Genomic DNA, 17255 nt, shown 5'->3' with positions numbered 1-17255 from the left:
AAGCGTCTCGACATCCCCATCTTTCGTCGCGTAACTTCAACAAAATCAATTGGCAGAACGCCACGCCTTGAATCAGTCTCTGAGCTTTCTCAGGTTCTGCGAGAGGCGAGGCAAGTCGCATGGAGGCGCATATGGCACGCATAGTCCCCGTCATCACCAAGTCGGACGAAGAATGGCGCGACCAGCTCACGCCGGCGCAGTATCATGTCACCCGCGAGCACGGCACGGAGCGGCCCTTTACCGGCCCCTTCTGGAACACGTTCGATCGTGGCACCTATTCCTGCGTCTGCTGTGATGCACCGCTTTTCGTGTCGGACACGAAATTCGATGCCGGTTGCGGATGGCCGAGCTTTTTCAAGGCGGTATCGGACGATGCGATCAGGGAGATCGAGGATCGCTCGCATTTCATGGTGCGCACCGAAATCCGCTGCGCCCGCTGCGACGCCCATTTGGGCCACGTCTTCCCCGACGGTCCGCCGCCCACCGGCCTGCGCTATTGCCTCAACGGCACGGCGATGAATTTCACGCCGGATAAGTGAGGGCTATGAGGAGAGGGAAGTTTGCGCAACGTCGGCCAACTGCGGTTGCATTTGCGGCTTCCCCCTCACCCAGCCTCCGCTCTCGCTCGGCGGACCTCTCCCAGATGGGGCGAGGAGGTCCGAGAGGCTGCGGCGAACTCCCGCTTCTCCCCAGCGGGGAGAAGATGTCCGAAGGGTAGATGAGGGGGCGGCCCGAAGGGCCGGATCAGGACTGCACATCTAATGTTTTGGACAGGAATGAACCGCTTGTGCGTTTCATACCGTCAAAACAAAATGAGGCCGGGTGGTCCCCGTGAACACCCGGCCTCAACGTTGCGCGGAGAAAGGGTTTAACCGCCTCACCCCGGGAACGGTCCGCGCCTCGTTTTGTCGTTGTCAGCCGCCGCATGAGCCCGCGCCGGCTGCCCGCTTGATTATCCCATGCACTCTCTGCAGAGCGCCGCATGGGGCACGGCCTCCAGCCGTTCGCGGCTGATGGCGCCGCCGCAGCGAACACAGGTGCCGTAGGTGCCATCGGCCACTCGCCGCAACGCCGCCTCGATGGCCTTCAGCTCCATCTGTCCCTGCAGGCCAAGCTCTTCCAGAACCTCGTCATTCTCGCGCTCCGTGGCCCGCTCCTCGCTGTCGGGATTGGGCGTCGCGTCAAGGTCGGTCTCGATCTTGCCGAGCCGTCGTGTCAGCTCGTGCTTGCGCGCGAGCAGTCTCGCTTCATGTGGGTTCATGGCGTTCATCGCCCTCTCTCCGGGTGAATGTTTTTCGTTCAGCGATCGACCAGCACCGAAATGTCGGCGTGGCGGACCACGCGGTCGGCGGTCGAGCCCAGGAAATAGTTCGAAATGTCGGGCCGATGCGAGGCGACCATGATCAGGTCTGCGTGATGCGCTTCTGCGGCGGCCAGAATATTGCTGGCCGGCTGGCCCGTGCGCAACTCGGCGCGGGTGCGCACCTTGATTTCGGCGCGCATCTTGTCGAGCGTATCGAGCGCCTGCTTGCGGTTGTTCTCGATCACATGGCCCGGCACGTCGATGGCGAGATATCCGGGCACATCCTCGACCACGTTGAGAACCACGATCTCGCCGCCATCATCGGCCAGCGCTTCGGCCTTCTTCAGGATCTTCGCACCCTTGTCGATCTGGGCGATATCGACCGCGACAATGATTTTCTTGAACATGATGCTCTCCATCCGGCAGCGGCATCGTGGGGCCAGGGGGCCTCGCTTCAATGCCGCCGTCTTGGTGGAGAGGTTCCGTCTTTTTTGACAAACCCGCATTGATTGAAATCAAGCTTTTGCTTGATCTCCGTCAACCGCCCGGTTGATCCATCTCAAGGCGTCAGTCGGCCTCAATCGCCAAGATAGGGCCAGGACAGAATGAAGAGAATCACAAACATGCCGGCAACGGCGGCAAGTGCGGGAATGATGATCGCCGGGAAGCCGAACATCACGATGGCGAGCGCCCAGATGAGCAGGCAGTTGATGACGAAGAGCAGCTTCGCCGTGACGGTGCCTTCAGCCGCCTCGCGCAGCATCCATCCAAAGAGGGGGATATTGTAGATGACAGCCTGCATGGCACAGTCCTTTCCCTGTTCGGCAAGCCGGAGGCTTCCAAAACTTGCGTTTGATCAAGAATTGACGAAATGCAAAGCGAGATGGTCGAAGAAAGCCTGCCGTCTGGCCGAGATCTCTTCTTCCCTGTGATCTTCGTCAATTTCCGAATAGCGCATTAGAGCCGATCATATTTGCGGTAAAGCAATTAAATCGCAGTGCAGCATTCTGCCGCAGGGGAAATTTCACCTGCGGCAGCAGGAAGACTATTTCGTCTTGTGCGCGTCGTGGCCCCCGCCGTGATGGCCGTCTTCGCCCATCATCACGGTCCCCTCGAAACTGTCATAGAGCGCAATCCGCTCCGGCCCCAGCTTCGCCTCGGCGGTCTTGATGTCGGCGGCAAGCTTGTTGGCCTCCGCAGCGGGGATGCCGGCAGCCTTTAGCCCTTCGAGCGTGCGGATGCCTTGCCCGCTGCACAGATGCACGGCCCAGCCCTTTTCGCCCTTTTTCAGGAGAGCCCGCCCGCCATTGCCCGATTGCGCCCAGCCGGCCACGGCCCAGTCGCCGGCGACGCTCACCGGTTCCACCGTCAGCGGCGCACCCTCCTTCTCGAACATCGCCTTCAGCACCAGCGGTATCGCGGCCTGCGGATCGGCAGGCTGCTCAACGGCGGCGGACGCGGCGTGGTCATGCTGTTTCGGATCGTGCGCCAGAGCGCTGCCGGCGCATGCCAGCGCGGCGGCGAGAGCCGCCGCAAGTTTCCAGTTCGTCATGTCATCTCCTCCGCGACGATACGCTCAGCCCTTCGGCTTCTGGCCGTTCATGTCCTTCATGTCGTGCTTCATCTCGCCGCCATTGGCCGGGCCGACCTGGAATTCGACCTTCACGTCGCCGGCCTTCTGGAAGTGCAGCACGGCCGGAACCTTGTCGCCTTCCTTGAACGGCGTCTTCACGTCCATGAACATGACATGCAGGCCGCCCTTCTTCAGTTCGACCGTCTTGCCGGCCGGCACCGGAATGCCGTCCTTCAGCTGGCGCATCTTCATCACGCCGTCGGTCACGGCCATTTCATGCAGTTGCACGTCGGGCGTTGCGGGCGAGGTGATGGACACGAGCGTGTCGTCGGCCTTGCCATGGTTTGTGATCTCCATGAAGCCGCCGCCGACAGCCGCACCCGGCACCATGGCGCGGCTGGCCGGATGCACGATTTCGAGTTCGCCGACCTTGTATTCGTGGGCCAAGGCGGCTGTTGCGAGGAGGCCGGCAGCGATCGTCAGGCCGATGGTCTTGATGATGTTCATGGGTATTCTCCTTGTTGAACGAGTGTTTCCGTTGTCAGAAACCCGCCGGGGCAAGCCCGGTGGGGATGAAGACACGATGGCCGGCGGGCGAGGCGACGAATTCCGCCTCCACGCCATAGGCCCCGCGAATGGTGGTCGCCGTCAGCACGTCTTCATGCGCGCCGGCCCCGATCAGCCGACCGCGCGCGAAGAGCAGCATCTGCCCGCAGAAGCGGGCGGCGAGATTGATGTCATGCAGCGCCACCAGGACCAGCGCACCGCTTTCGCGCGCGTAAGTCTCGATGTGCCCGAGCGCTTCCATCTGGTGGCGGATGTCGAGCGCGCTGGTCGGCTCGTCCATGATGAGAACCTCCGGCCGCCGCATCAGCCGCTGCGACAGCATGACCAGCTGGCGCTGCCCGCCAGAGAGCGTCGGCATGGTGCGCGATGCGAGATCCGATAGTCCGAAGCGGGCCAGCAGCGCCATCGCATCGGCAATGTCTTCCTCGCCAACGCGCACGCCCAGCCGCTCCAGCCGTCCCAGCAGCATGACTTCGAGCACTGTGAGTGCCGAGCGCATATCGGTATTCTGCGGCATATAGGCGAGCGCCCGCCGGTCGAGCGCCGCGCCCTTCCAGGTGATCGCGCCATCATGCGGGAGAAGCCCGGCAAGGGCCGACAGAAAGGTGGACTTGCCCGCACCGTTCGGCCCGACAACCGCCGTCACCCCGCCGCCGGACAGCGACAGAGAGACATCGGCCAGTGTCTTCCGCCCGCCGCGCATGACAGTCATGTTGCGGATCTCGAGGCTCATGCCAGCCGTCCTTTCTTTCCGAGGACGAGAATGGCGAAAAGCACCGGCACACCAATGACCGCCGTGACGATGCCCACCGGGATGACCCCGCCGGGCGACACGGCCTTGCCGAAGGCGGAGGCCCCGGCGAGCATCGCGGCCCCCGCCAGCGCCGAAAGCGGCAGCGCAAAGCGGTGATCCTCGCCGACCAGCGCGCGCGCCGCATGGGGCGCAATGAGGCCGATGAAGCCGATGGTTCCGGTGAAGGAGACGGCCGCCGCCGTCAGCAGCGCGGTCAGCACGAAGGTGCGGCGGCGCAGCGCCCAGGTCTTGACGCCAAGGCTTGCCGCATTGTCCTCGCCGAGCCGCAGTGCCGTCAGCTGCCAGCAGTCGCGGATGATGAAGGGCAGGGTGGCGGCGAGAATGACCGCGACGGTCAGGACTCCGCCCCACGTCGCCTTCTGCAGGCTGCCGAACAGCCAGAACACGATCTGCTGCAACACTTCCGGCGAGGCCATATATTGCAGGAAGGATTGCAGCGACTGGAAGAAAAAGAGAACCGCGATACCGGCCAGAACCAGCACTTCAGGGCTCGCCCCGGTGACGCGCGCAATCAGATAGACGATGGCCGCCGCCACCAGCGTCATGGCGAAGGCGGCCACCGGGATCGCATAGATCGCCGGCAGCGGCAGGCTGAGTTCGAACAGGATCGCCACCGCAGCACCAAAACCGGCAGCGGCGGAAAAGCCCAGCGTGAACGGGCTTGCCAGCGGATTGTCGAGGATGGTCTGCATCTGCAATCCCGAAAGGCCGAGGCACGCCCCGACCAGTGTCGCCATCGCGGCCTCCGGCATGCGAAGCTGCCAGAGGATCGTGGCGGCCATGCGGTCGGCCCCGTGCGGCCCGGCAAGAAGTGTCGGAATGAGCGTGTCGAGCGGCATGCCGGACGGCCCGGTCGAAAGATCGACGGCCAATGCCGCGACCAGCGCCAGCCCGCAAAGCGCCAGCGCGACGAGTTTCCCCGTCGCGCCGGCCCGCGCGGTCCTTGAAGCCGGGCTTGCAAGAACGGCGGCCTCGCTCATTGGACGGCGGCCTTGTATTGCTCGATGAAGACGCCAGTGGCCTCGATCGGCAGCCAGGCCTTGTAGAAGGCGCGGATCTCCGCATTTGGATCGACATCCTCGAACGCCTTCGGATGCAGAACCTTCGCCATGTAGCGCACATAGACGAAATCGGAGAGCGTGCGGCTGCCGCCGTGATAGACGGCGTGAACCTCGCCCGCCTTCACCGCCGGCAGCTGATCCCAGCCGGGCCGCTTCAGATAGGCGGCGATCCGCTGGTTGACGACCGCCGGGTCGGCGCCGAAGCCGACCGAAACGGCCTGCGGCTTGCTCAACCATTCGGAGCCGGCGAGGAAAATGGCGTCGGGCGCGGCGGACAGCACATATTCCGGACGCAGCGGCCCCCAGTTGCCGACCTGACCCTTGGCGATATTGACGCCGCCGGCCATGTCGATCACCCCGGCCCACATCGTGTCGCCATAGGAATTGCCGAACTCGCCCGGACCCTTCTGGGCAAGCTCCACATAGACCTTCTTCGGCGGACCGCCTTCGGTTTTCTGGGCTTCCTTCACGCGGGCAATCGTGTCCTCGACAGAGCCCTTGTAGAAATCGCCGAGCTTTTTCGCCCGCTCCGGCTGGCCCAGCACCGCGCCGAGAACCGTTGTCGAGCGCAGATGCTTGTCGAGCGTCTGCGCATTGTAATCGATGACGACGACAGGGACGCCCGCCGCCTCGAACTGCTTCACCGTCTCGCCCAGCGCCTTGAACTGCCAGGCGGCGAGGATGACGAGATCCGGCCGCGCCGAAATCGCCTTTTCGACGGAGAACGTGCCGGCCTCGGCATCGCCCACATCCACCTTGTCGGCAATGGAAGGGATCGCCTTTACATAGGCCGCATATTGTCCCGGCCGCCAGTCGCGCCAGACGGGGGCGGAAACGGCAACGACGCGGTCCATGACGCCCGGTCCGCCGACCGCCATGAAGTCCTCGAAGTTGAAGCCGAGCAGAATGCGCTGCGGCGGCGATGCGAGCTCAACCTTGCGATCGAGAACGTCGGTGACGGTGGCCGAAAGCGCGGTGCTTGCGCCAAGGAGAAGAGCGGCGGCGGAAAGCGCCAGTGACTTGAAGATGGTCATGCTGCTTTTCCCTTGCTGCTGCGCGCCGAGGTCGTCGGGTTGTTGCCGGATGCGATTTCCTTCAGTCGCTCGGGGCGGGTGAGTGTCACGATTTCGGCATGGGCGTAGTCGATCACGCCGTCGCGCTTGAACTGGTTGAGCGTGCGGCTCACCGTTTCAATCGTCAGCCCCAGCCAGTCGGCCAGATCGCTGCGCGTCAGATAAAGCGTCAGCACCGGGCGGCCCTGGCGCAGCTTGCGGGGGAATTGTTCGGCAAGGTCGAGAAGCCCGTTGGCCACCTTTTCCGCAGCATTCATGCGGCCCAGCAGCGTGGCGTGGCGGGTCAGCCGCATCAGCGCCTCCAGCGCGGTCTCGGCTGCCAGTGCGGGGTTTGCTGCGGGGTCCAGCACCTCGACCTCGGTATAGGTCAGCGCCTTGATCGAGCGGTTGCCGTCATGCGCGGGCTGCTGCGCAATCGCCCGGCCGGGTCCGATAATGTCGGTGATCTGCCGGCGTCCGTCGGCCAGAAGGTGGTAGACGGCAAGGCAGCCATCAACAACGCGGTAGAGCCGCGGGCTCGTCTCGGAAACGCCGAGATCTTCGCCGGGCGCGATGAAGTTGACGAAGGATTTCACCGTCTCCACCGGTTTCAGGCCGATATGGACGGTGACGGGATGCGGCAGGATCGCTTGCCGCGTGTTGACATGAAGCATGGGAAAATTCCGCTTGGCTGGCGGATTGCGCCGCCTCGATGAGGGTGTGGCGCGGATCCGCTCGTGACAGAGGGCGCCGCACGACAAGGTCGCGGCGCCGGTTCGGTCTGTCAGGCGGATGCGGGTGGTGCGCGCGGGCCGGCGCCGGGCGGATAAAGACGGTGGCGAAGCGCATCCGGTCGCGCCGGATCGAGCCCTTCGGCCACGATGACGAGGCGCGCGCCGGCCGTCTCGGCTGGAACGGGCAGGATCACGTCATGATGATGAAGCCCGAGACTGTCGGCCCCCAGCTTGACGATCTTGCCCTGGCCGGAGCCATCTGGAATGGTGACGCAGAGCGACGGCAGCGAGCCGTCCGGCAGCATGTAGGCTGCGATTTCTTCGCTCGACAGCGCGCGCGAATTGGCCTCCGCCGGGGCTGAAAGCGCAAGCGACAGGAGAGCGATCGCGCAGAAGAAGCGCGTCACGATCCCCGTCAATGTCGCCCGTTTCGACTGCATCGGCAGATAAATTCCCTCGTCCTTCACCACGGATAGGCCGCAGGACGTGAAACGTCAATGCGGCATTCTTGCCCAATCGGTGGGGTGATTCTCCATCCGTTATCAGACCGGATAGCTCAGATCGCGACGGAAGACTTTGCGCTGGCGCAACTCCACAAGTCTGTGGCGCTCACCCGCTTGCCCGCGGCCAACAAACCATCTAGCACTTGTCACAGTGGTTCCATCGCGCCTTGAGGCGCGAGGATTAAAAGGGAACACGGTGAGGCGTATCCATCAGGACCCGAAACCGTGGCTGCCCCCGCAACTGTGAGCGGAGAGCCTTCCTTCGAATGCCATTGGTCTGAGGCATGTCCCTGCGCGACATGCCAGCAAAGATGACCGATAAGGCGAAGGAAAAGGCGAAGACCCGCAAGCCAGGAGACCTGCCATGGACCGCCGCAGCCACAAGGCTGCGGTTCGACAAAACACCTTTTGCGCGGTGGGCGCAAAGCAAGGAAACGAATATGCATATCGAACCTGGAATCATCGATCCCCTGCGCGTGGCAGCCGCCAATGCCGCAGCACTCGCCGTTGTGGCCACGCAGCTCCCGGCGCTCGTCCGCGCGCCGCTCAACATCGTCAAGACCGGCCTTGCGGCGGTGGTCTTTTCCGTCCTCATGCAGTCCTGGCATCTCGCCGTCGGCCCGTCCGAACTGCATCTGATCGGCGCAACGACCGTCTACCTGCTCTTCGGCTTTACGCCGGCCATGCTGGGCTTCGCGCTCGGCCTCCTGCTGCAGGGCTTCTTCTTCGAGCCGCAGGATCTCCTCCATCTCGGCGTCAACTCGCTCTCCCTCATGCTGCCGCTGGTGGCCGTCCACGAGACCTTCGGCAAGCGCCTCTTTGCCGCAAACGCGGCTGACCGCTTCAGCTTCGCCCGCGTGCTGCGCATCGATGCGGTCTATTATGCCGGCGTCTCCGCCATGGTTGCCTTCTGGCTGATGATCTCGAATGACAGTTTCGCCCTTGTCGACTGGGGCCGCTGGGCGCTCGCCTACATGCCCGTCTTCGGTCTCGAGGCGCTGATCACTTTCACGACGGTGACGATCATGAAGACCTGGCGCAATTCGGGCGCGCTCGCCCGCTTCACGGAGCTTGGCCGGCTGAACTTCGCCTGATCCAATTACTGTTTCACCCTTTGGAAAGGGCGGGCTCCTCGCGGAGCCCGCCCTTCTTTCGTGATGCACAGTTTCAGGATATGAGGAAAAAAATCCCAAAACATTCGTCAAATTTCCGAAAACTTAAGAAAAAACAATCATAGATTGCTGAGGGCGGCTTCCAAACATCCATGGAATCCCTCTAGGGTGTATGAATAAATTCCTATCACGTAGGAGGCTTTCATGAATCTCAGCAAAGATCCGGGGGCGGCAGAGCGCACCGAACCCCGCGCGCCGAGGCGGCAACCTGCCCGGCAACCGCTTTCGGCGCTGCGCGATGCGCGGCCGGAACGCATCATCTGCCAGTCGGTGCGGCTGATGACGGCGGAATTTCTCTTCGTCTGCAGCGACCGCATCGGCATGCGCCGCGAGCGTCGTCGGCTCGCCTGCCATATCCGTCAGATCGCCATGTATGTCTGCCATGTCGCACTGCAGATGCGCATGACCACCATCGGCGAGGGCTTCGGCCGCGACCGCTCCACCGTGGCGCATGCCTGCGCGGTCGTCGAGGATCGCCGCGACGACCGCGACTTCGACGAATTCGTCGCCGCGATCGAGCGCATCGCTCTTCTCGCCTTCGGCCATGTCGGCGAGGTCGCCAATGACTGAGAATGCGACGAAATCCGTGCCGGCGCTGCTCCGTTTCCTCAAATCCCTGCCGCCCGCCGGTGCGCAGATTTGCGCGACCGCCGCGCCAAAGACGGGTGCATCGGCCGCGACGCTTGAACTGCGGACGCCGACGGCACGGTTCGGCGTTGCGCCCGCCATCCTGCTCCTCGCCGCCCGGCAGGGGCTGATCGCCCGTGAAGGCACGCGCATCCGCCCGCTGCCCGAGGCGCAAGCCTATCTGGCGCGCCACGAAACGCCCGAGCCGGACTTTGCTCGCCCGCATCGCGACATCGAGGAGACAACCGCTTCCGTCGATGGCGAGACCGTCCGTGTCACCCGCAACCTCGCCGAATCACCGCTTTCAGCGCTTGAGCGGCTGAAGGGCAGGGCGGGCGAGACCTATTTCCCGTGCGAGGCGCTGGCTGCCGGCGAACGCCTGCATCTGGATTTCACCCGCGGCCAGCTGCAGCCGCAGATCACCATGCGCTTCGAGCCGCGCCTCGGCACATCCGTCAAGGGCGATCGAGGCAGTGTCGCCGATCTCTCCGACACGGCAATCGCCGCGCGCCTGCGCGTCAACCGCGCACTCGCAGCGCTGGGCCCCGAACTCTCCGGCGTCGCGCTCGACATCTGCTGCTTCATGAAGGGGTTGGAAACGGTAGAACGCGAACGCCAATGGCCCCCGCGCTCGGCCAAACTGATGCTGAAAACGGCACTAATGGCGCTGCACCGGCACTACACGCCGCCGGCGCGGCGCGAGATGCGGCAATGGGGCGAGGAGGGGTTTCGGCCGGAGTTGTGAGGGGGGGCGAAATACCCCCTCTGGCTGCCGCCATCTCCCCCACAAGGGCAGGGCAATCGCATATGGCCAATATGAAGGTGCAAATTGTCTTGGCTCCCTCTTCTCCCCTTGGGGAGAAGGTGGCCCGAAGGGCCGGATGAGGGGTTCTCTTGACCCCTGCGCAAGATGGGAACCCCTCATCGCCTCACTGCGTTCGGCACTTCTCCCCAAGGGGAGAAGAGGGAGAGGACCGCACACCGTCACCCAGGAATTTCAAATGCGATAGCCCTCCCCCTTGTGGGGAGGGTTGGGAAGGGACTTCTCAAACCCGCAAGCTCACCCCGCCGCCGCGACCGCCTCCGCCCTGATCCGCTTGATCATCGAGCGCAGCCCGTTCGCCCGTTGCGATGACAGGTGCTCCACCAGCCCGATCGTGTTGAACGTGTCGATCGCATCCGTTGCGGCAATCTCGGAGGCCTTGTGGCCGGAATAGATGGACAGCACGATGGCCACCAGCCCGCGCACGATATGGGCGTCGCTATCGCCTTCGAAGGTCATGACCGGGTCTGCCCCTTCGCCCCTATGGCTGACGAGCCAGACCTGACTGGCGCAGCCCTGCACCTTGTTTTCAGCCGTCTTCTCGTGGGCCGGGAGATCCGGCAGCGCCTTGCCCAGTTCGATCACATAGCGATAGCGATCTTCCCATTCGTCCAGAAAGGAGAAGTCCTCGATGATCTGCTCGATAGTCGCCATGCAGTGCCTGTCCATTTTTTGTCAGGCCCGGATATAGAGACAAATTCCGCCGAATGAAACCTTTTCCATTTGGACAAAAAGAAAACGCCGCAGGCACGGGGCTTGCGGCGTTCGCGAAAGTCGCGAGTTCAGGCAGGATCGGTAGATGAGTAGAAACTTAGTGTTTCGGGCGGGCCGAAGGAACGGGGATGACTGTGCCGGTGACCACTGCATCTGGCAGCGGCTGCTCGGCGGCAGCGGGAATGGATTTGGTGGCTTCCGCCACGTTCGGGCTGGTTTCGGCCTTGGCGGCAGCGGTTGCAGCGGCTGTCGTGGCCGGCTTGTCCGAGAAATTCTTGTCGAGAAGCTTGTAGGCGACGAGCGCGCCTTCCTTGGCGCGGTTGCCGAGTGCCGAGACGGTTTCGGCGCCCTTGATGCAGACTTCCGGGCGCTGCGAGCACATTTCGCCGATATAGGAGAGTGCGCCGGTGGCGGCGCTCACGGCATCGGCGGCTTCCACCTGCGGCGCGCCTTCCAGCTTCTTCTGGGCTTCGCCATCAAAGAAGGGCAGCACGACCAGTACGGCGCAAAACCAGAAGGTTCCCTTGATCAGCATGCCCATGGTTTCGGTTCCTGTCTTCTTGCTCTTGTCCCGGTCTTTTTGCCGGTTCTTGTCTGCCGGTTCGTGTTCCCGTCCGGCTTGAGAAGACATTAGGCTTGAAGATGCAAAAACCGCTTTTCAAAAAATGCGAGGCTTTGAAGCGAATTTGTCTCAAATTTTATCGATTTTGCCTTTTGGAGCATTTGAGCCGCATTTGAGCGATCTTCGTTAATCTTGGCCGCCCCGAAGTCCAGTTCTTGCAGGGCTTTGCGGGGATCGGCTGCGGCCGAAACGTTAACGCTTGCGGCAAATTGAGGTTTTTCAGGCGCTTACGGGGTGTTAACCACGATCTCCGATGCCCTCGATAATTCGCTCCAAAACGGGATTGCGACAGAAAAACTCAACGGTTCGGCTCCCGTTTTTAGACTTTCCTTAAGCCGGGTGCGCCAATGTCGTCCCATATAAGAATATGAGTCACAGGGTAATCGCGTTGCGGGTTCTGCGTAACATGGCCGGAAAAATGTCGTCGCTGCCGCCAAGGCTGGCGAACGCATGGGCGCCTGGCCTTGCGCTGGAAAACCCTGCTGCCGCCCGGCGTGTCGAGCGCATCGCCGCCTTCGGTCTCTATGGCATGATGGTCGCGCCCGCCGCCCTTTGCCTCGTCGCCAGCCCCGCCGTTGCGCTTCCCGCCGGTGTCGGTGGCGTTGCGGCGCTCGCGCTCGCCGCCGCCGCCTGGCTTTCCAATAAGACGCAACAGTCTGCTGCCCCGGAAGAGATCGTTGCCGACGACGCGATGGCCCGCACAACCGACGACCCGCTGCTCGACCTGCTGCCCGGCCTCGTCACCGTCCACGACGAACGCGGCCTTGTGATTCGTGTGCGTGGCCGCGACCGTGCCCTGATGATGCGCGACCTGCGCGCGCTCGACGCCAAGGGTTTCCTCGACCAGATCCACGTTTCCGACCGCATCCTTTTCCTGCAGGCCGTCGATGCGATGCGCCAGGGCGGCAGGGGCTCGACGATCGACCTGCGCTTCGAAACGCGCGGTACGGATGAAGACGCCCGCAGCCAGTTCGTTCACCGCCGCCTCATGCTCAGCGCCATTCAGAGCCGCGGCGGCGACTTCGCCGGCTTCCTCTCGCAGATGCACGACACGGCTGCCGACGAGGCGGTGACGCGTGCGCTTTCGGCAAAGGCCGAAGAGGCAAATTCCGCCAATGAGGCGAAGACGCGCTTCCTCGCCGCCGTCAGCCACGAACTGCGCACACCGCTGAACGCCATTCTCGGCTTTTCCGACATTCTGGCCGGCGAATATTTCGGCAAGCTCGAAAACGACCGCCAGCGCGAATATGTCGCCCTCATCAACCAGTCGGGCAATCATCTGCTCGCCGTGGTCAACACCATGCTCGACATGAGCAAGATCGAAGCAGGGCGCTACGAACTCGTCTGCGAGGATTTCGCGGCCGCCGACGCCGTCACCGCCTGCGAATCCATGCTCTCGCTCCAGGCGAAGAACAAGGGCGTGACGCTGACGAGCCGTGTTGCCCGCGATGCCGGCGAACTCGTGGCCGACCGCCGCGCCGTCCAGCAGGTGCTCATCAATCTCGTCGGCAATGCGCTGAAATTCACCGATGCCGGCGGCGTCGTCTCGCTCGATTGCGAACGCAAGGGCGCAGACATCGTCTACACAGTCAGCGATACCGGCATCGGTATCCCGGAAGACAAGATCGCACTGCTCGGCCGCCCCTTCATGCAGGTGCAGAACGATTATGCGCGCCGCTATGAAGGCACCGGCCTCGGCCTCTCGCTCGTCAAGGGCCTGGTCGAGCTGCATGGCGGCCGTGTTTCCATCGCAAGCCGGCTGGGCGAGGGGACCGTCGTCTCCGTCAGCTTCCCCGAAGCCGGTCCTGAAACCTCGAATGAAACGACACCTGCCGTCGTCGAGATTGTCCCTCTCGACGCAAGAGCTGAATTTCCGCCGCGCCTGCCGGTCGCAGCGAAAAGCATGAATGACAAGAAGGAAAATGCCCATGACCACGCGAAAGCGCAGACCGCCTAAGAGGCAGGCCGGGCGCGTCTCGCGATTGATTGCGGGCGGCGCGGCGATGATCGGTGCGGCCGCCATGCGCAACCCGGTTGCGACCGGCGGGACGGCAGCCTTTGCCATCGTTTTCTCGTTCGTAGCCGCCAATGCGCTCTGGTATCAGCCGAGCTCGCATCCGCATCCCTGGCTCGACACGCGCGATGCCTTCCGCGACTATGCCGCCAAGGCGATGCATCCGGGCGGAGACGCCGCGACGACCTATCGCATCGAGCGCGACGCGACCGCCCCCGCGGAAGCCGCCCCGCAGCAAGCTGCGCAGAAGCCGGTGGACGGGGTTGTCGTGCATGACGATCCTGCGCCGGGCGCGGACAATATTGTCGGTCAGATCCAGGCCAATCTCGCCCGCCGCGGTCTCTATGAGGGCCCGGTCGATGGCGTCATGGGCTCGAAGACCGAAGCGGCCATCATGTTCTATCAGGAAACGCGTGGTCTGCAGCAGACCGGGGCAGCGGATGCGGCCGTGCTTGATCTTCTGAAAAAGGACAATGCCGAGTTCAACGTCGTCCCGCCCGACAGGCCCAGCGACGTGACCGGCGCGATTGTCGCCAAGGCCCCCCAGAAGCCCGTCGACAAGCCCGTTGAGAAGTCCGCCGAAAAGCCCGCGCCGAAGGCGGCCGACCCGGTCGCCGCGCTGATTGCCAAGACGCCACGTCCGCAAGCGTCCAAGCCGCAGACGGACATGACGCGGTCCGAGAGCGTGAAGGCCGCCCGCCCTGCCGTGGCCCCGCCCATTCCCCCGGCGCCGATCCCGAATGCCTCGGCCAAGACGGCGAAACAGCCGCATAAGCCCGCCGAAAAGCAGGCCGAAAAGCCGAAACAGAAGCCGGTTCAGAAGGCAGCGGAAAAGCCGTCGGACAATGCCGCACAGAGGGCCGCTCAAAAGCCCGCGCCGCAGAAAATCGTCGCGACCAGCCAGCGGCCCGCCGCCATCCCGGCGAAGGCCGAAGCCCCCGCCAAATCGGGGGGCACGCCCTCGAACCTCACGATGGCCATCCAGAAGGGCCTATCCAATCTCGCCTATCGCGACGTCACCGTCGACGGCGTCGCCCGCGAGCAGACGAAGGAGGCCATCCGCCACTTCGAGAAGCACTACCGTCTCCCCGTCACCGGCGAGCCGAACGAGGCGGTGCTGGAAAAGCTGAAGAAGATCGGCGCGCTCTAGCAACGGCGAGCCGAAAGCAGAAACAGCCCGCTACACCAGCGCCTCTGCGCTTGGCAGTCCCCTCATCCGACCCTTCGGGCCACCTTCTCCCCAAGGGGAGAAGAGGGAGTTTGCCGCAGCCTCTCCGTTCCTCCTCGCCCCACCGGGGAGAGGTCTGCCGAGCGAAGCGGAGGCGGGGTGAGGGGGCGCTGCGAATAAAAACATCACCGGTCTTGCCCGGCAATCCGATGCAATCGTAACGAACACCTAGAACTTCACGCGATAGCTCGCCGAAACCCAGGTCGTATTCTTCCCCGTCTGGTTCGATGTATTGACCATCACCAGCCCGTCGCCGTTGCCGATCTTGTAGCTCACGCCCAGACCGCCACGCAGCCAATCCTGCTGCACCGAAGCGCCGTCGATGGAAAAGGCCGAAAGCCCGAGGATCTGCCCGCTCACTCCCGCACCGGCCTTTTCGAAACGATGGCCGTATTCGAAACGGGTGACGAGGGCGAACTGGTCGTTGAGCGGTGTCGTGGCATCCGCCCCGATACGCACCGCGTTGGAAACCTCGCGCGACCCGTTGAACTGGACCGGGAAGCTCCCGCCCGTTTCGGTGTAACCGTTCATCTGCGCATTGAGATAGGTGTAGCTGACGAAGGGGGAGACGCCGGTGGATGCGAGCTTGAATGCATCCTGCCAGTCGACACGGGCGCGGACACCATAGGTCTGAGTCGCAGCCGAGCCGAAGGACGAATCGTTGGCTGCGCCATTGAGATAGCCGCGACGGATATCGGCCTTGCCCCAGTTGAAATAGCCGGAGAGCGTTGCGACCACGCCGCCGCCGATCGCATAGGACACATCGGGAGCAACATAACCAGAAGAGAACACCGAATTCCCTGCATTCGGCGTATCGAACCTGGCATATTGTCCGCCGCCCGCGAGCCTCACCGTCCAGCCGCCCTCGATCCCGCGCCCGAAGCCGAATTCGCCTGCGCCGAGGCCGCCACGATAGGAAGCGCCATTGGCATAGCCGCCATCGCCCGTGAACGATGCGGAGGACTGCCCCGCATCGAGCAGCATGAAGAGCGGAGATGAATGCGCGCCGTTCATGACGAGATCGGCATTCTGCACCTGCGGCGCCAGCCGCGGCGAGGCGGCAAGGCTGGTGGCGTAGTTGGTCACATCCATCAGGCCGGCGGTGGTGGTGGTCGTCCCGGGGGTCGCGGGATTGTTTGTCCCGCCTGCGGCCGGCGCCTGCACCGCCACCGCGCCGCGCGCGACATAGGCATGGCCGTTCCGCAACCAGCCCACGACAACGTTGCCATCGGCCGAAACGCCTGTGGCGGTCGTGGTCTGGTTGTTTCCAACCGCGACACCATTGTTCTGGAGCCATTGTTCGACCGTGATCATGCCCGTGGCCTGGGTCCAGCGGAAGCCGCGCGTGATCGCGTTCTGGCCGTCGATATCGGCGATGCCGACAATGACCGAGCCGTCCCTGTTCACCGCGTTGGCGCGGGACACGCTGCCGCCATTCAGAATGTCGAGGCTGGTCATGGTTCCGACGCCGTTGACAAGCCTCCAGGCGAATGCGCGTTGAACATTGTTGAGATTGCCGTCGTTGGCATAACCGACGACCACCATGCCGTCGCCGCTCACAGCCGTTGCGTGAACAGCGTTTCCGTTGTTCAGTCTTGAAAGGGCTATTGTGCTATTGGCAGTCCAGCGGTACGCGCGCGAATTCAGGCCCGTCCCGTTGCCGTCATCCACGTTATAGACGGCGACGTTGCCGTCATAGCTGATGCCGACCCCGTGCGAAGAGGATCTGTTATCCAGTGTATTCAGGGCTTCATAACCTACTCCTTGCGTCCACAAGAAGGCGCTGCTCTCCGTGCCCGGCCTGTCACCGACCACGCGGGTGCCATCGGCGCTGACGGCATTCGGGATGGCAAAGACCGGATTGTTCGGGTCCAGAACGGAAGCACCGTTTGTGGCGGTCCAGATAATGGGGATCTCCTGCCTTTGGGAGTTATAGGCCCAGCCGACGACGACCGTTCCGTTAGCGTTTACAGCCGTCGCCAAGCCGGACGTTCCGTTGATTCCGGCGGCTTGCAAGAAGCCCGGTATCGGTTGCATCGTGCCGCCCTGGACGAAGCGGAAAACATCGCCGCCATTGCCCCCGACCACCGTCGTTCCATCCGCGCTCACGGCAGTGGCCCACGATTTTCCTGCGCCATCCATCGTTCCGAGATCGAGCGGGTTAGCCTGCGGCACCTGCTGCGCCATGGCCGGCGCGAATGCCGCGCTTGCCAACAGGGCTGTTACAAGGCCAGTCACCCGCGATGCCGTCCGCGCGGCATGAGCTTCGGTTTTCGTATTGCCCTGCAAGGACTGGAGGGTGGAGGCTGCGCTGAAAATCCGCTTCAACATTAATAAATCCTTAACGCATAAATTGTGGCTACGCCTAACAGCGAAGTTTGCCTTTCGTCAACGCGAACGCGGCAAATAAAACTGGGAGGATTTGAGTCGCGCGCGGAGATTTTTGCG

General features: G+C 63.3%; 19 protein-coding genes and 1 riboswitch. Of the genes, 6 read left to right on the top strand and 13 right to left on the bottom strand.

What is annotated here, in order from left to right; genetic code table 11:
- Positions 1–131: 131 nt before the first annotated feature.
- Entirely contained in the window at positions 132–539 is a 408-nt protein-coding gene (gene msrB, locus ABID16_RS08185) for a peptide-methionine (R)-S-oxide reductase MsrB (RefSeq protein ID WP_354555795.1), read from the top strand.
- Between the two features lie 413 nt (positions 540–952).
- Here the strand turns inward: msrB and ABID16_RS08180 are convergent, their stop codons facing one another.
- The 10 genes from ABID16_RS08180 to ABID16_RS08135 form a co-directional block, all read right to left on the bottom strand.
- Positions 953–1270: a TraR/DksA family transcriptional regulator gene (locus tag ABID16_RS08180; protein ID WP_354555794.1), complete on the bottom strand. Its 318-nt coding sequence runs from the start codon at positions 1268–1270 to the stop codon at positions 953–955.
- A 29-nt stretch (positions 1271–1299) separates the two neighbouring features.
- Entirely contained in the window at positions 1300–1710 is a 411-nt protein-coding gene (locus tag ABID16_RS08175) for a universal stress protein (protein ID WP_354555793.1), read from the bottom strand.
- 170 nt (positions 1711–1880) lie between these two features.
- Positions 1881–2105, bottom strand: a complete 225-nt coding sequence (locus ABID16_RS08170; protein WP_354555792.1) for a hypothetical protein — start codon at positions 2103–2105, stop codon at positions 1881–1883.
- Between the two features lie 243 nt (positions 2106–2348).
- Complete coding sequence (locus ABID16_RS08165; protein ID WP_354555791.1) at positions 2349–2855, bottom strand: copper uptake system-associated protein; 507 nt, start codon at positions 2853–2855, stop codon at positions 2349–2351.
- Positions 2856–2879: 24 nt separating this feature from the next.
- Positions 2880–3383, bottom strand: a complete 504-nt coding sequence (locus ABID16_RS08160; RefSeq protein ID WP_354555790.1) for a copper chaperone PCu(A)C — start codon at positions 3381–3383, stop codon at positions 2880–2882.
- 34 nt (positions 3384–3417) lie between these two features.
- Positions 3418–4176 carry an ABC transporter ATP-binding protein gene (locus tag ABID16_RS08155; RefSeq protein WP_354555789.1) on the bottom strand — a complete coding sequence of 253 codons (759 nt, stop codon included), beginning with the start codon at positions 4174–4176 and terminating at the stop codon, positions 3418–3420.
- On the bottom strand, positions 4173–5237 hold the full coding sequence (locus ABID16_RS08150; protein WP_354555788.1) for a FecCD family ABC transporter permease: 1065 nt from the start codon (positions 5235–5237) through the stop codon (positions 4173–4175). Before ABID16_RS08150 ends, ABID16_RS08155 begins: the two co-directional genes overlap by 4 nt.
- Complete coding sequence (locus ABID16_RS08145; RefSeq protein WP_354555787.1) at positions 5234–6352, bottom strand: ABC transporter substrate-binding protein; 1119 nt, start codon at positions 6350–6352, stop codon at positions 5234–5236. The genes ABID16_RS08150 and ABID16_RS08145 overlap by 4 nt, the downstream gene beginning before the upstream one ends.
- Positions 6349–7044 carry a Crp/Fnr family transcriptional regulator gene (locus ABID16_RS08140; protein WP_354555786.1) on the bottom strand — a complete coding sequence of 232 codons (696 nt, stop codon included), beginning with the start codon at positions 7042–7044 and terminating at the stop codon, positions 6349–6351. The genes ABID16_RS08145 and ABID16_RS08140 overlap by 4 nt, the downstream gene beginning before the upstream one ends.
- 110 nt (positions 7045–7154) lie before the next feature.
- Positions 7155–7544, bottom strand: coding sequence for a hypothetical protein (locus ABID16_RS08135; protein ID WP_354555785.1), 390 nt, complete (start codon positions 7542–7544; stop codon positions 7155–7157).
- A 206-nt stretch (positions 7545–7750) separates the two neighbouring features.
- Positions 7751–7988, top strand: a riboswitch (cobalamin riboswitch).
- 59 nt (positions 7989–8047) lie between these two features.
- Here ABID16_RS08135 and ABID16_RS08130 point away from each other — a divergent pair.
- From ABID16_RS08130 to ABID16_RS08120, 3 genes are all read left to right on the top strand, one after another.
- A complete protein-coding gene (locus tag ABID16_RS08130; protein ID WP_354555784.1) occupies positions 8048–8701 on the top strand; it encodes an energy-coupling factor ABC transporter permease in 654 nt (217 codons plus the stop codon).
- Positions 8702–8923: 222 nt separating this feature from the next.
- Entirely contained in the window at positions 8924–9349 is a 426-nt protein-coding gene (locus ABID16_RS08125; protein ID WP_354555783.1) for a helix-turn-helix domain-containing protein, read from the top strand.
- Entirely contained in the window at positions 9342–10151 is an 810-nt protein-coding gene (locus ABID16_RS08120; protein WP_354555782.1) for a DUF6456 domain-containing protein, read from the top strand. Before ABID16_RS08125 ends, ABID16_RS08120 begins: the two co-directional genes overlap by 8 nt.
- 315 nt (positions 10152–10466) lie before the next feature.
- On the opposite strand, the gene ABID16_RS08115 is transcribed toward ABID16_RS08120, so the two are convergent.
- Positions 10467–10883, bottom strand: a complete 417-nt coding sequence (locus ABID16_RS08115; protein WP_354555781.1) for a SufE family protein — start codon at positions 10881–10883, stop codon at positions 10467–10469.
- Positions 10884–11040: 157 nt separating this feature from the next.
- Positions 11041–11484: a DUF5330 domain-containing protein gene (locus tag ABID16_RS08110; RefSeq protein WP_354555780.1), complete on the bottom strand. Its 444-nt coding sequence runs from the start codon at positions 11482–11484 to the stop codon at positions 11041–11043.
- Positions 11485–11971: 487 nt separating this feature from the next.
- Between ABID16_RS08110 and ABID16_RS08105 the strand changes: the two genes are divergently transcribed.
- Positions 11972–13522 (top strand): sensor histidine kinase, encoded by a 1551-nt coding sequence (locus ABID16_RS08105; protein WP_354555779.1) that lies wholly within the window; start codon positions 11972–11974, stop codon positions 13520–13522.
- Entirely contained in the window at positions 13494–14729 is a 1236-nt protein-coding gene (locus ABID16_RS08100; RefSeq protein WP_354555778.1) for a peptidoglycan-binding domain-containing protein, read from the top strand. The genes ABID16_RS08105 and ABID16_RS08100 overlap by 29 nt, the downstream gene beginning before the upstream one ends.
- 246 nt (positions 14730–14975) lie before the next feature.
- Here the strand turns inward: ABID16_RS08100 and ABID16_RS08095 are convergent, their stop codons facing one another.
- The gene (locus ABID16_RS08095) at positions 14976–17138 is read right to left on the bottom strand and encodes an autotransporter domain-containing protein (protein ID WP_354555777.1); all 2163 of its coding nucleotides are present in this window, start codon (positions 17136–17138) and stop codon (positions 14976–14978) included.
- Positions 17139–17255 lie beyond the last annotated feature (117 nt).

It is taken from the genome of Limnomicrobium aquaticum (assembly GCF_040545545.1).
Lineage (GTDB): Bacteria > Pseudomonadota > Alphaproteobacteria > Rhizobiales > Rhizobiaceae > Ensifer_A > Ensifer_A aquaticum.
Note: the sequence above shows the minus strand (reverse complement) of the source record. Positions and strands in the feature narration are given on the sequence as shown.

Coding starts and splice junctions, on each gene's coding strand:
- ABID16_RS08135 (WP_354555785.1), bottom strand. CDS start 7,544: ATGCAGTCGAAACGGGCGACATTGACGGGGATCGTGACGCGCTTCTTC.
- ABID16_RS08145 (WP_354555787.1), bottom strand. CDS start 6,352: ATGACCATCTTCAAGTCACTGGCGCTTTCCGCCGCCGCTCTTCTCCTT.
- ABID16_RS08170 (WP_354555792.1), bottom strand. CDS start 2,105: ATGCAGGCTGTCATCTACAATATCCCCCTCTTTGGATGGATGCTGCGC.
- ABID16_RS08160 (WP_354555790.1), bottom strand. CDS start 3,383: ATGAACATCATCAAGACCATCGGCCTGACGATCGCTGCCGGCCTCCTC.
- ABID16_RS08155 (WP_354555789.1), bottom strand. CDS start 4,176: ATGAGCCTCGAGATCCGCAACATGACTGTCATGCGCGGCGGGCGGAAG.
- ABID16_RS08175 (WP_354555793.1), bottom strand. CDS start 1,710: ATGTTCAAGAAAATCATTGTCGCGGTCGATATCGCCCAGATCGACAAG.
- ABID16_RS08180 (WP_354555794.1), bottom strand. CDS start 1,270: ATGAACGCCATGAACCCACATGAAGCGAGACTGCTCGCGCGCAAGCAC.
- ABID16_RS08140 (WP_354555786.1), bottom strand. CDS start 7,044: ATGCTTCATGTCAACACGCGGCAAGCGATCCTGCCGCATCCCGTCACC.
- ABID16_RS08125 (WP_354555783.1), top strand. CDS start 8,924: ATGAATCTCAGCAAAGATCCGGGGGCGGCAGAGCGCACCGAACCCCGC.
- ABID16_RS08115 (WP_354555781.1), bottom strand. CDS start 10,883: ATGGCGACTATCGAGCAGATCATCGAGGACTTCTCCTTTCTGGACGAA.
- ABID16_RS08110 (WP_354555780.1), bottom strand. CDS start 11,484: ATGGGCATGCTGATCAAGGGAACCTTCTGGTTTTGCGCCGTACTGGTC.
- ABID16_RS08120 (WP_354555782.1), top strand. CDS start 9,342: ATGACTGAGAATGCGACGAAATCCGTGCCGGCGCTGCTCCGTTTCCTC.
- ABID16_RS08105 (WP_354555779.1), top strand. CDS start 11,972: ATGGCCGGAAAAATGTCGTCGCTGCCGCCAAGGCTGGCGAACGCATGG.
- ABID16_RS08095 (WP_354555777.1), bottom strand. CDS start 17,138: ATGTTGAAGCGGATTTTCAGCGCAGCCTCCACCCTCCAGTCCTTGCAG.
- ABID16_RS08150 (WP_354555788.1), bottom strand. CDS start 5,237: ATGAGCGAGGCCGCCGTTCTTGCAAGCCCGGCTTCAAGGACCGCGCGG.
- ABID16_RS08130 (WP_354555784.1), top strand. CDS start 8,048: ATGCATATCGAACCTGGAATCATCGATCCCCTGCGCGTGGCAGCCGCC.
- msrB (WP_354555795.1), top strand. CDS start 132: ATGGCACGCATAGTCCCCGTCATCACCAAGTCGGACGAAGAATGGCGC.
- ABID16_RS08165 (WP_354555791.1), bottom strand. CDS start 2,855: ATGACGAACTGGAAACTTGCGGCGGCTCTCGCCGCCGCGCTGGCATGC.
- ABID16_RS08100 (WP_354555778.1), top strand. CDS start 13,494: ATGACCACGCGAAAGCGCAGACCGCCTAAGAGGCAGGCCGGGCGCGTC.